General features: G+C 67.3%; 12 protein-coding genes. 3 read left to right on the plus strand and 9 right to left on the minus strand.

Features of this window, described 5'->3' with window-relative positions; translation table 11 throughout:
- The coding region (locus tag AC1DYI_RS15595; protein WP_477205041.1) for a carbohydrate-binding protein at window positions 1-1,682 on the plus strand (1,682 nt) is incomplete at its 5' end.
- A 3-nt stretch (window positions 1,683-1,685) separates the two neighbouring features.
- Here the strand turns inward: AC1DYI_RS15595 and AC1DYI_RS15600 are convergent.
- The 4 genes from AC1DYI_RS15600 to AC1DYI_RS15615 form a co-directional block, all read right to left on the minus strand.
- Window positions 1,686-3,665, minus strand: a complete 1,980-nt coding sequence (locus AC1DYI_RS15600; RefSeq protein WP_477205042.1) for a S9 family peptidase — start codon at window positions 3,663-3,665, stop codon at window positions 1,686-1,688.
- Between the two features lie 18 nt (window positions 3,666-3,683).
- Window positions 3,684-5,333, minus strand: coding sequence for a S10 family peptidase (locus AC1DYI_RS15605; RefSeq protein ID WP_477205043.1), 1,650 nt, complete (start codon window positions 5,331-5,333; stop codon window positions 3,684-3,686).
- 83 nt (window positions 5,334-5,416) lie between these two features.
- Window positions 5,417-6,031 carry an N-acetyltransferase family protein gene (locus AC1DYI_RS15610; protein ID WP_477205044.1) on the minus strand — a complete coding sequence of 205 codons (615 nt, stop codon included), beginning with the start codon at window positions 6,029-6,031 and terminating at the stop codon, window positions 5,417-5,419.
- Entirely contained in the window at window positions 6,031-6,294 is a 264-nt protein-coding gene (locus AC1DYI_RS15615) for a DUF2917 domain-containing protein (protein WP_477205045.1), read from the minus strand. The genes AC1DYI_RS15610 and AC1DYI_RS15615 overlap by 1 nt, the downstream gene beginning before the upstream one ends.
- 143 nt (window positions 6,295-6,437) lie before the next feature.
- Between AC1DYI_RS15615 and gcvA the strand changes: the two genes are divergently transcribed.
- Entirely contained in the window at window positions 6,438-7,391 is a 954-nt protein-coding gene (gene gcvA / locus AC1DYI_RS15620; RefSeq protein ID WP_477205046.1) for a transcriptional regulator GcvA, read from the plus strand.
- On the opposite strand, the gene AC1DYI_RS15625 is transcribed toward gcvA, so the two are convergent.
- The 4 genes from AC1DYI_RS15625 to AC1DYI_RS15640 form a co-directional block, all read right to left on the minus strand.
- Window positions 7,376-8,173, minus strand: coding sequence for a DUF5694 domain-containing protein (locus AC1DYI_RS15625; RefSeq protein WP_477205047.1), 798 nt, complete (start codon window positions 8,171-8,173; stop codon window positions 7,376-7,378). The genes gcvA and AC1DYI_RS15625 overlap by 16 nt on opposite strands.
- Before the next feature lie 82 nt (window positions 8,174-8,255).
- A complete protein-coding gene (locus AC1DYI_RS15630) occupies window positions 8,256-8,609 on the minus strand; it encodes a YfeK family protein (RefSeq protein ID WP_477205048.1) in 354 nt (117 codons plus the stop codon).
- 43 nt (window positions 8,610-8,652) lie between these two features.
- On the minus strand, window positions 8,653-9,291 hold the full coding sequence (locus tag AC1DYI_RS15635) for a glutathione S-transferase (RefSeq protein WP_477205049.1): 639 nt from the start codon (window positions 9,289-9,291) through the stop codon (window positions 8,653-8,655).
- An 89-nt stretch (window positions 9,292-9,380) separates the two neighbouring features.
- Window positions 9,381-9,596, minus strand: coding sequence for a hypothetical protein (locus AC1DYI_RS15640; protein WP_477205050.1), 216 nt, complete (start codon window positions 9,594-9,596; stop codon window positions 9,381-9,383).
- On the opposite strand from AC1DYI_RS15640, the gene AC1DYI_RS15645 reads away from it, so the two are divergent.
- Window positions 9,595-10,614: a right-handed parallel beta-helix repeat-containing protein gene (locus tag AC1DYI_RS15645; protein WP_477205051.1), complete on the plus strand. Its 1,020-nt coding sequence runs from the start codon at window positions 9,595-9,597 to the stop codon at window positions 10,612-10,614. The two genes, AC1DYI_RS15640 and AC1DYI_RS15645, sit on opposite strands and share 2 nt — an antisense overlap.
- 16 nt (window positions 10,615-10,630) lie before the next feature.
- Here the strand turns inward: AC1DYI_RS15645 and AC1DYI_RS15650 are convergent, their stop codons facing one another.
- Window positions 10,631-11,881, minus strand: a complete 1,251-nt coding sequence (locus tag AC1DYI_RS15650) for a metal-dependent hydrolase family protein (protein WP_477205052.1) — start codon at window positions 11,879-11,881, stop codon at window positions 10,631-10,633.
- Window positions 11,882-11,910 lie beyond the last annotated feature (29 nt).

Consider the following 11,910-nt stretch of genomic DNA (forward strand, 5'->3'; position numbering starts at 1 on the left):
CCAGTTGCGGCGCCGTGGCCGACACCGTGCCGACCCATGGCAACGGCAACCCCAACGCACCCGACAGCTACCCAGCGATCCAGAACTGCCTCAACCAGGCCCAGGCACAAGGCAAGACGCTGTGGGTGCCGCCCGGCATCTTCTACCTGAAGGGCACGCAGGGGCTGGTCGGCAATGGCGTGACGATCGAAGGCGCCGGCATGTGGCACAGCACGATCTATCGCGACGTGCGACTGCCCCATACGCAAGGCGGCCTGGGTGCCCTCTTCCAGCTGAGCTCGGCCACCGTGCGCCACCTGCACCTGGATTCGAACGCGCGCAGCCGTGAGCCGGTCGACGGTGCCGGTGGCGCGATGGACATCACCGGCAGCAACTGGCTGGCCGAGAAGCTGTGGACGCAGCATGTGCTGTCGGGCTTCTGGGCCTCGGGTACCGTCGGCATGGTGCGCGACAACCGGCTGACCTCGATCTGGGCCGACGGCTGCAACCTGAACAACGTCTCGATGGGCGCGAAGGTCGGCAACAACCTGACCGCGACCAACAACTTCATCCGCGGCACCGGTGACGACGCGATGGCGATCAACTCGGTCAACTACAACGACACCGACCAGGGCCGCGTCTTCTACACACCGATGGCCAACGCCACGCAGACGCACAACACAATGATCGGCGCCTGGAACGGCAAGGGTCTGGGCATCTACGGCGGCAGCGGCCACACCGTCGCCGACAACCTGATCGCCGACACAGCGCGCTACACCGGGCTGGGCGTCGGCCGCTTCGGCGTCAACGGCAACGATCTGCTCTCGTCACACGTCACCGGCAACCGCATCGACCGCGCTGGCGGCAACGGCTTCGACCAGGGGCAGCCTGCCCTGCACATCGGCAACGGCAGCGACGGCCAGAACGTCGGCATCGTCGACGGCATCGATGTCAGCGGCAACACCATCACCGCACCACTGTTCGACGGCATCGGCTTCTCGACCGCGACGAACATCGGCCTGGCGCACAACACCGTGATCGCACCGTGGCGCAACGGCATCGTGGTCAACGCGCCCTTCTACCCGGCTCCGAGCGGCAGCGCGACCCTGACCGAAAACGCGGTGTCAGCACTCGGCGCCAATGCCACCGCGTTCAACAACAGCTCCGGTGGTTTCAACTCAGCGCTGGTCGGCAACAGCTGGCAATCGACCCGCACGCCGCAGCCTTTCCTCGGCCATCCAGTGGCCTTGCCCGGCACCGTGCAAGCAGCCGACTACGACACCGGCGGCGCTGCGATCGCCTACAACGTGCTGTCGGTCAACGGCACCRCCAACGACTACCGCGCCGACGGCGTCAACCTCGAACTGACCGCTGACCAAGGCGGTGGCCACGACATGGGCTGGACCAACAGCGGCCAGTGGTTCCGCTACACCGTCAAGGTCGCGGAAGCAGGCCAGTACACGGTGAAGTTCCGCGTCGCGTCACCCGCTGGCGCACCGGCCGCCTTCCACCTCGCCAACGCCCACGGCCGCGACCTGACAGGTCCCGTCGACGTGCCCGCCACCGGCGACTGGCAGGTGTGGAAGACCGTGAGCGTCAAGCTCAAGCTGCCCGCCGGCCGCCAGGTGCTGACGCTGCAGCAAGACAGCGGCGGCTGGAACATCCACCAGTTCAGCGTGAAGGGCACGCAGGCCGCGCCGTAGCCGTCAGGGCGCCTTGGTCGCTGACGCTTCGGCGGCAGGCGTCGCCCCCAAGTGCTCCGCCAGGAACGCCTCCATCTCGCGGAAGAACTGGGTCCGGTGGGCCTGGTTGCTCAGCTGGTGGTCGCCGTCTTCCTGCTTGATGAAGCGGTAGCGCTTGCCTGCCTTCTTCAACGCGTCCGCCATGTCCTCGCCCTGCTCGAGCGGTACATCGCGATCCAGCGTGCCGTGGATCAACAGTACCGGTGCCTTGATCTGGGCGGCCAGGCGCCGCGGTGAGGTCGCTTTCAGCTGGTCACGGTCGTCCCAGGCTGAGCCGACCTGCACCTTGAAGACTTCAGCGCCGTGGGTGAACTGCCGCTCGTGAGTGGCCAGGTCCAGCAGGTCGGTCACGCCGGCGAAGCTGATGACGCAGCGGTACAGATCGGGCGTCTTCGCCGCCCCCATCAGTGCGGCGTAACCGCCGTAGCTGGCGCCGGCCACGCAGACGCGCGCAGGGTCTGCCGTGCCTCGGGTGGTCAGCCAGTTCACCGCGTCGCTCAAGTCGTCCTGCATCTCGAGGCCCCAGCGCTTCAGGCCGGCGCTCATGTGCTCGTGGCCCAGGCCCGCCGAACCACGAAAGTTGACCTGCAGCACCGCATAACCCCGGTCGGCCAGGAACTGCACCCAGGGGTCGAACTCGTACGAGTCCATGCTGATCGGGCCGCCGTGCGGCAACAGCACCGCTGGCAGCCGCTTCGGCGCCAAGCCCATCGGCAAGGTCAGCAGCACCGGCAACGAAGTGCCGTCGCGCGCTGTCACGGTGTAGCCACGCTTGGTGGCCAATGGCTTGCCGAGCAGCGCCGGGTAGGTCTCGGCCAGCGRGCTCAGCTCACCCTTGTCGCGTTGGCCCAGCAGGTAGCGGCCGGGCGCGCCGTTGCCGATCGAGTACAGCACGTAGCGCGAGCCGTCTTCGCTGAACTGCAGCAGCACGTTGCGCCGATCGGGCAGTGCCTTGTCGATCGCCTCGACGAAGCTCTTGTAGCCCGCATCCCAAATGCCTGCCCCGGCGTCGGCAAACACCCCGGTGCTGATGCCGACCGGCACATGCGTCTTGGGCGCGAGCATCAGCTCGCCGTTCACATCCAGCCGCGGGTGGCTCAGCAGCAGCTTGCGCGGCAGCGCGGGGTCGGCCAGGTCGACCTCGAACACCGCCCGCCGGCCCTCGTGGTCGGCGGTGACGTAGAGCTTGTTGACGTCGTTGCCGAAGCCCATCGGTTCAACGACGTCGCGGGCGAACACGCCGTAGGACCAGGCCGTGCGCCAGTTCGAGCCGTCCGGGTCGCACAGCAGGATGTCGATCTCGGCCCCGCGCTGGCGGGTGCCGACCCGCACACGGTGGGTGGAGTCRGTGATCCAGCCCGTCACGTCCTTGCGGCCCACGTGCACGCGCTGGCGCCGGCCATTGTCGACATCGACCTTGAACACCGAGGGCTCGCCGCCACCGTCATCGTCGTATTCCAGCAGCACATGGTGGCCGTCTTCGGGCAGCCAGTCGATCACCCGGTCCTGGAACTGGGCCATCCGGCTGCCCGAGTCGAACGCCGAGTGGCGGACCAGGTTGACCGGGTCGCTGCCATCGCGCTTGATCGAGATCAGCCGGGTCTCGGCCACGTCGATCCAGCCGCGCCGGCTCGGATAGGCCACGCTGACCAGGAGGCGCTCGTTGTTGGCCCATCGGATCCAGCGGAAGCGGAACTGCCGGTTGTCCGTCTTCAGCAGCGGCGACAACGCGGCGCTGCCCGCCAGATCACGCACGGCCAGCACCGTCAGGTCGCCGGCATTGACGAGCGCGGCGAAGCGCTGGCCGTCAGGTGACAGCACCACCTGCTCGACCATCGGCAGGTTTGCGAAAGCATCGAGCGGCAGCGGCTCAGCCGCGACCGCATGCAGGCACGCCCACAACGAGGCGGCTGCCACGCAGCGCGCCCAGAAACCCCGTTTCATGCTGCCTCCCGCGTTGGCCTAACGCGGCAAATTGTCGGTCGATCGGATGAACTTGGCCACTTCGTCGTGCAGCGTCTTCAGCGACGCCGGATCGTCGTACATCATGTGGCCRGCCGGGTAGTGCTTGACTTCGATGTTGCTGCGCAGCGCTGGCGGCAGCGGCAGCTGGTCGAGCTCGAACTCGGCCGCGAAGAAGGTCGTGGCGAGGTCGAAGTAGCCGGCGTGCATCTGCACCTTCAAGCGTGGGTTGACCTTCATCGCCGCGGCCAGATCGGGCATCACGTTCACCGTCTGCGACAAGGCCATGTCCACGCCAGGCGGCTGGTGTTTCCAGTCCCAGTGGCGCCAGATCTCGATGCCCGGCTTGTAGACCATGTCGCTGCCGAACTTCAGCGTCGTGCGCAGGTAGTGGTTGTAGGTGGCCACGTAGGCCGGGCTGATCGCGGCCGACTGGGCGTCGTAGTCGGCTTCCTTGCTCATGCGGTCCACCGCTGGGCCGGTGTAGCGCGTGTCGAAACGGCCGACGACCTGACCTTGGTCTTCCAGCAGGTTTTGCGTGAACATGCCGCCGTTGATGCGCAGGTCGGCCTTGTCGAGGTAGGCCGGCTTCAGGCCGGTGTAGCGCGCCATCTTCTCGACCACCTGGCGGCGCTTGTCGGCGTCGAGTTTGCTGCCCGCCTGCAAGGCCTGCAGGTAGTCACCCAGCGCGAACTGGCGCACCTCGGCCAACAGCGGTTCCAGCGGTGYCGAGTCATGCGGAAAGGCCGGCAGTCGCCGGTGGTACCAGGCGGTCGCAGCGTAGCTGGGCAACGCCAGCGCATACGGCAGGTCAATGCCCGGGTTGAACTGCGCCTCGTCGACCGAGAAGTTGAAATTCAGGATCTGCGACAGCAGGATCACGCCGTTCAGATCGATGTGCTCTTCACCCTGCAAGTGCGCCGCCAGCACCGCGCTGCGGGTGGTGCCGTAGCTTTCGCCGAACAAGTACTTCGGCGCGTTCCACAGCTGGTGCTGGGTCAGGAACTTCTGGATGAACTGGGCGAAGGCACGCGCGTCCTGGTCGACGCCGAAGAATTCTTTTTCCTTCTCCTTCAGCTTCTCGCGTTCCTTCTCTTTGTCCTTGTCGACCGCGACGATGCGGCCCAGCGCGGTGCCCGGCGCGTCGATGAAGACCAGGTCGCTGACGTCGAGCAGCGAGAACTCGTTGTCGACCAGCTTGTACGGTGCGGACGGGCCGCGCTGGCCGTTCGCCGTCAATACGCGCTGTGGGCCGAAAGCGCCCAGGTGCAGCCACAAGGTGGCCGAGCCGGGCCCGCCGTTGTAGAGAAAGGTCACCGGGCGCGGCGCCGATGGCGAACCGGTGGAACGCTTGAAGTACGCGACGTACGACATCGTCGCGCTGGGCTCTTCCTTGCTGTCGTCGATGACCATCAGCCCGGCCACCGCGCGGTAGTCGATGCGCTGGCCGCCGATCTGCACCGAGCCGGTGGTCTCGCGTTGATGTGGCTGCAGCCGTTCGTCGGCCGCGGCGGATGGGGTCTTGTCGTCGTCTGGCGCCGAGGCGGCGCGGGGCACGTCGACCGGCTTGTTGGCCGCCTTGGTGGCGGGTGCCCAGGCGCTGAGCGCCAGGCCGAGAACGAGGCCGGTGGTGAGGCAGAACTGGTGCATGGTGGGCGATGGAGCCGTGCTGCGAGGCCGGCATCATCGCCCACGCCACAGACTGCGGCATCGGCAAGGTCAGGGAAGCTACGTCAACCCGCGGTCAGCTCGTAGACCACCTGCACCAGCTGCGGCCCGTCCGGGTGCGGCCGGGTGTGGGCGCCCAGGCCGCGCATCAGCACCAGCATGCGGCGGTTCTCGGGCAGCACGTCGCCCACCAGCGCGCGGATGCCCTGGTGCCGCGCGTGGCGAGACAGGCGGTCCATCAGCGTGCGCCCCAAGCCCAGGCTCTGCCAGTCGTCGGCGACCGCGATCGCGAACTCGGCTTCGTCGGGCTGCTCGATGCTGCGCACGTAGCGGGCATCGGCCACCAAGGGCACGGGCGGCAACACCGCGCGGTCACCATCGGCCAGCACCTCGGCCACCAGCGCCACATGGTCGCAATGGTCGATCTCGGTCATCTGGCGCAGCATCGAAGGGCTCAGCTGGCGCAGGCCGACGTGGAAGCGCTTGTGGCGCGACGCCAGCGACAACCCGCCGACAAACGCCTGCTCTGCATCGGCATCGCGTGGCGCGATCGGCCGCAGCAGAACCGCACGCTGACCAGGCAAGGCCAGACGCTCTTCGCGCGGCGGTGCGGCGGCGGGCCGCGCGGCTGGCGGGGCCTCGGGCTGCAGCGCGGCCAGCCAGTGGAAGGCGACGTCCATCACAGCGCACCCACCGCGATCACCTCGGCGGCAGGACGCAGCTCCAACACCGCCGGGCCGCCCAGCGCCTCGACCAGCAGCGGCGCTTCGCTGGCCACGTCAAAGCCGTCACCGGCTTCCAGCACGATGTCGCGCGGGTCGTTGTCGATGGTCACCCAGAGCGTGCCGGCGGCGCTGGCCAGGTGGGCGGCGGCGGCGCCGGTCAGGCGGGTGCTCTGGCCGCGTTCGAGCAGCATCCGGGTGCGGGCGGTGGCGATCATCATGGTCTGCTCCTGGTGGGAACGGGTGGTATGCGTGGTTCGCATGCATGTGGCGCTTGCTTTTGCGCCACCATGGGCCGAATAATCCCGCGTGATGGTATGCGCTGACAAACGATAGTTGTGCATGCCACGCATTCCTGTAGCGCATGCAAAAACCACCCGATCGCCTGCCCCCGCTGGATTTGCTGGCCTCGTTCGAGGCGGCAGCCCGGCATTTGAGCTTCACCCGTGCGGCGGCCGAGCGCTTCGTCACCCAGTCGGCCATGAGCCGGCAGATGCGAGCGCTGGAAGACGAGCTGGGCGTGGCGCTGTTCACTCGCCAGCACCGGGCCCTGGTGCTCACCCCCGACGGCCAACGCCTGCTTGCCGCCTGCACTGCTGCGCTTGGCACGCTGCGCAGTGCGGTGCGCGACATCCGTGCGCCGAACCGGCGCGAGGTGCTGTCCTTGACCACCACACCCGGCTTTGCCGCGCTGTGGCTGATCCCCCGCTTGACCGCCTTCACCCGTGCCCACCCCGGCATCGACGTGCGGCTGGACGCGACGCTGGAAAACCGCAACCTCGCCTCCGATGGCTTTGACCTGGCCATCCGCTACGCCAAGGTCGGCGCGTCCGGCGGCGGCGTGAGGCTGTTCGAAGAATCGATGCTGCCGGTGTGCAGCCCGCGCCTGCTGGCAGAGCTGGCCATCCCCCTGCGTGAGCCGGCCGACCTCGCGCACCACACGCTGCTGCACATGGCACTGGGCAACGATGCCGGTGGCATGCCGGTGGAGTGGGAAAGCTGGTTCACCAGCTGGGGCCTAGCCGACCTGCAGCCAGCCGCGCAGCTGAGCTTCACCAGCTACGCCGAAGCGATCACCGCCGCGGTCGCCGGCCAGGGCGTGGCGATGGGGCGCCGCCCACTGGTCGATGCGTTGCTGGCGAACGGCCAGCTCGTCACGCCCTTCGAGGGCCAGCTGGCATCGCCCCGCGCTTACCAGTTGATCATCGACCCCGCGGCGCGCAGCCGGCCCGCGGTGCGCGCGCTGGAGCATTGGCTGCTGGCCGAAGCAGCGAGAGCGCGGCCAAACGTCGCGGTCGCTGATCAGCGCGGCAGGTAGGCGTTCGCCTCGACCAGTTGCCAGCCCGGTGTCGCGTCCACGCAGTGCCGCAGCAGATAGTTGTGGCCAGCCCCGTACAGCACCAGCAGCCGGTCACCGGGGCGGGCCAGTTGCGCCAGGCGCGCACAGATGCCCAGATTGCGCGCGTACCAGCTGCTGACCAGCGCCACGCCGGGCTGGTCAGCCCCCTGGCCCTGCCGCAGCGCGGTCACGTACCAGCCATGGTCTTCACGGATGCTCTCGGGTTCGTTGAGGCGCCGCAGCAGCTGGCCCACCGTGGCGTGTTGCTGTGCTGCTTCGAACTCGCGCGTGCGCAGCGCCATCGCGTCGACTGAGCGCTGAAAGTCGGCGGCGTCGCCGCTCGTCTTGGCAAAGGCCTGCACCGGCTCGAACGGGAAATCCCCGTCCACATCGATGCCATAGACCTCGGCATGCCCCAGCTGCCGGGCGAGCCGAAAACCGATCTGGTTGATCTCGTTGCGCTTGTCCTGGCCCTGGCCGGCCAGGTAGGCCCGGTAGCTCGGCAGCGCATGCTTCGGCAGCGCGTCGGCATCGGCCTCGACCGCGATGCGCGTGGGCTTGAAGGCGGCCAGTGCATCGACCACCTCGCGCACCTGCGCCTGCCGGGCAGGCTGCAGCACGTCGTCGACCTTGACGTTGTTCAGGTCCAGCCCCGGGTTGCCGAAATGGTAGGACCCGAGCACCAGTACCTGCACGGGCTCTGCCGCGGCGGCCAGCCCCACACCCAGGCACAACGCCACCGAACACCACAGATTCTTCATCGCATCTCCTCGCTGCCGTGGGGCCGGTACCCACTTGCACAACCGGCGGCGGCCACTGTAGGCAGCGCCGCGGCCGGCCGCCCTAACGCGGCGACGAAGCGGCGGATGCCGGCGATGAGCGGAGGATTTGGAGTTGTGCGCCGAGCCAGATGGCACTGGACACGGCGGCAGCAGGGCCGCATTTCACCTGGTAGTCCTGGCCGCTCATGCTGCTGCGGCTGGCGGCCAGTTCGATGAACTGCTCGGTCTTGGCCACGGTGGTCTGGCGTTCGATCGCATCGAGCTTTTTCAGCAGGTGCGACTTCGCCTCGGCACCGCCATACCAGTCACCGTTGCGGTTGAACTGGCAGCCCGAGCTTTCGAGCCGGGCCATCAAGGCATTGATCTCGGCGCGCACCGGCGCCGGCGTCGTGCCGGCCCAGGCCGATGTCGTCATCAAGACGGCCCCGAGAGCCAGGGCCGCCACACCATGCATTCGATCAAGCATTCTTTTGAACAAGTCCTTCGCCATGCGGCGCCGCGCGGAACGCCGGCGTCTGCTCGGCCTGGTCCGTCCAGGCCGACAAGGCCGGGAAGGCTTCGGCCTGCACCACATCCGGCAGCATACGTTGAATGAAGTGCCAGGCCACCGCAGTGCTGACGCCCGCCTGGTCCAGCCGGCCCAGCGGCGCTGCGAACGGGTGGCGGCCCACGGCGTCGTCGAGCTTCTGGCAGGCCGCGTGCAGTTGGCCGGTGACCCGGTCCAGCCACGGCTGGTGCTGCTTGTCGGCCGGTCGCAACTCGCGCTCGTAGATGATCTGTACCGCCTTCTCGCAAGCGGCCAACGCGAGACCGATGCGGTGCAGCGCGTGCTGGCGATCGGGCAGCGTCGACGGCATCAACCGCAGCTCGGGCGCGGCCAGCGTCTCGGCGTAGTCGAGGATCAGCGACGAATCCATCAAGATCTCGCCGTCATCGCAGACCAGCGTCGGCGCCTTGACCACCGGGTTGATTTCGCTGAAGTGTTTGAAGGTCCGGAAGACCGACAGGTTGTGGTGTTCGAAGCGCAGCCCCAGCAACTGCAGCGATATCGCGACGCGCCGCACGTAGGGTGAATCCAGCATACCGATCAATTGCATGGCGTCTCCTCAGGGTTGGTCGAAAGGCGTAGACGTTGGCAGCTTGCGCTGGTTCGGTGAACCACGTATTTCACCGATCTTCATGCGCTTCATGCCCACGTGTCCAGTGCCCACCCTGATGCCAGCAGGCCAAGCACAGCGCCGCCCAGCCGAAACAACTGCTTGCCAAGACAAGTAGAACTGCGGGTCGATCCAGGTAGTTTGGCGGATTGCCCGGCATCGGAGGCGACGTCGAAGATCGCGGCTTCCGTCGTGCGCTCGATGCCGCGACGCCCTTTCAACCCAACTGCGGATGAACTCAGCATGACGTTTTCGATGGTTCGAAGCTGGCCCGGCGTGGTGATGGCATCGGTCGTGATGCTCGGCGCGACGCCGGTGCAAGCCGCTCAATACCCGGTCAGCGACGCGGCGGGTTTGCAGTCGGCCCTGGGCAAGGTCGTGCCTGGCGATGTGATCGTGCTGGCCGCGGGCACCTATCGCGGCAGCTTCGTCGCGACACGCAGTGGCGCGAAGGGCAAGCCGATCACGCTGAAGGGGCCGACTGGTGCGGTGCTGACCAACAGCGGCTACGGCTTCAGCTTGAAGGCCAATTACTGGAAGCTCACTGGCTTCACGGTCAACGGCGCGTCCAAGGGCATCGTGCTCGACAACGCACACAACAACCTGCTCGACAAGTTGACTGTCAAGAACGTCGACGGCGAGGGTATTCACTTCCGCACCTTCAGCTCCGACAACGTGCTGCGCAACAGCACCGTCAGCAACACCGGGCTGGACACACCCGGCTACGGCGAGGGCGTCTATGCCGGCTCGGCCGTTTCCAACTGGCCGGTCTACACCGACGGCAAGCCCGACACCAGCGACCGCAATTGCATCGCCAACAACCACATCGGCCCCGGCGTGACGGCCGAAGGCATCGACCTGAAGGAAGGCACGACCGGCGGCATCGTCGTCGGCAACACCTACGACGCGACTGGCATCTCGGGCGAGAACTACGGTGACAGCTTCATCGACGCCAAGGGCAACGGCTATCACATCTACGGCAACAAGGTCAGCAACCCGGGCCACACCAGCGTGTTGAAAGACGGCTTCCAGACCCACGTCGCCTACACCGGCTACGGCAAGGACAACATCTTCCAGGCCAACACCGTCGACCTGCAGTCCAGCGGCTACGGCTTCTACATCACCACCTCGGGCACCGGCAACAAGGTCTGCACCGATAACAACGTGACGCACGCCGGCTCGGGCGTGGCCAATGTGTCGCAGGTCAGCTGCTCCAACCCGCAGCCGGTGTGCCCGAAGGTGTTGCAGCAGGCCTTGCGCTGAAGACGCCTTCGGCCGCTCAGGCGGCGTGCTTCACCAGCTCGCCGCCGCGCACAATGCTGCGCAGGTGTTGGCCGTTCGCGGCCAGCAGGCCGATGTCGGCGAGTGGATCGCCGTCGACCAACAACAGGTCGGCCTGCGCACCGGGCGCGATGCAGCCGATCTGGCCGTCCATCAGCATCATCTCGGCGCCGGTCGACGTGGCCTGGCGCAGGATCTCCAGCGGCGTGAACACCTCGCTGCGCAAGGTGAACTCGCGGCACTGGTCGGTGTAGGTGCGGCCGAGCAAGTCGGTGCCGTAGCAGACCTTGACGCCGGCTCGGCGCATCGCGTCCAGCCCGGCGATGGCCTGGTGGAACACCTGCTCGACCTTGGCCTGGCTTTGCGGCGGAAAACCCAGTGAACGCCCCTGCTCGACCAGCGCGAAGATGATGGACATCGTCGGCACGATGTAGGCGCCGCGCTCGGCGACGAAGCGCGCGGTCTCGTCGTCGATCAAGGTGCCGTGCTCGATGCTGCGCACGCCGAAGTCGACGCAGCGGCGCACCGCGCTGGCTGGGTGGCAATGGGCCGAGGCATAACTGCGGCGCTCAGTGCATTCATTGACGATCGCGCGGATCTCGTCTTCGCGGTACTGGTTCATCCAGATCGGATCGGTCGGCGAAGCGACGCCGCCCGAGCCCATGATCTTGATGCAGTGCGCACCTTGCCGCAGTTCTTCTCGCGTCGCGCGAATGCACGCGTCGACGCCGTCGGCGATCACCGCGAAGGTGTTGGCCAAAGGCGAACCGGCGCAACCGCAGACCGACTCGTAGCGCGRCCTTTCTTCGATCGGCCGCATGTCGCCATGGCCGCCGGTCATCGACAGGATCTTGCCCGAGTACAGGTAACGCGGCCCGCGCACCAGCCCGTCGGCCAGCGCACGCCACAGCGAGTGGTTGCCGCCGCCGATGTCGCGCACGGTCGTGAAGCCGCAATCGAGCGCGTAGCCCAGCATGCGCACCRCATGCGCCGTGCGGTAGGCCTCGCCCATCGCGTCGATCTTCGCCACCGCCACGTCGCTGGCAAAGGCGTGCACGTGGCAGTCGATCAAGCCGGGCATCAGCGTGCGGCCGGCACAGTCGATGACGCGCGTGTCGTCGGGCGCCGCGAGTGGCGTGTCCGACAGCTCCTGGATCAGCCCGTCGGCGACGCGCAGCCACATCCCTTCCGCACAATCGGCGTTCGTGCCGTCGAAGACGCGGGCGTTCTTGAACAGCAGCGATGCCATCGGTAGCCGTTACTTGCCGACGTTGAGGA

It is taken from the genome of Ideonella sp. P3_A4, from assembly GCF_056403075.1.

Coding starts and splice junctions, on each gene's coding strand:
- AC1DYI_RS15610 (WP_477205044.1), bottom strand. CDS start 6,031: ATGGACGTCGCCTTCCACTGGCTGGCCGCGCTGCAGCCCGAGGCCCCG.
- gcvA (WP_477205046.1), top strand. CDS start 6,438: ATGCAAAAACCACCCGATCGCCTGCCCCCGCTGGATTTGCTGGCCTCG.
- AC1DYI_RS15615 (WP_477205045.1), bottom strand. CDS start 6,294: ATGATGATCGCCACCGCCCGCACCCGGATGCTGCTCGAACGCGGCCAG.
- AC1DYI_RS15635 (WP_477205049.1), bottom strand. CDS start 9,291: ATGCAATTGATCGGTATGCTGGATTCACCCTACGTGCGGCGCGTCGCG.
- AC1DYI_RS15645 (WP_477205051.1), top strand. CDS start 9,595: ATGACGTTTTCGATGGTTCGAAGCTGGCCCGGCGTGGTGATGGCATCG.
- AC1DYI_RS15640 (WP_477205050.1), bottom strand. CDS start 9,596: ATGCTGAGTTCATCCGCAGTTGGGTTGAAAGGGCGTCGCGGCATCGAG.
- AC1DYI_RS15630 (WP_477205048.1), bottom strand. CDS start 8,609: ATGACGACATCGGCCTGGGCCGGCACGACGCCGGCGCCGGTGCGCGCC.
- AC1DYI_RS15625 (WP_477205047.1), bottom strand. CDS start 8,173: ATGAAGAATCTGTGGTGTTCGGTGGCGTTGTGCCTGGGTGTGGGGCTG.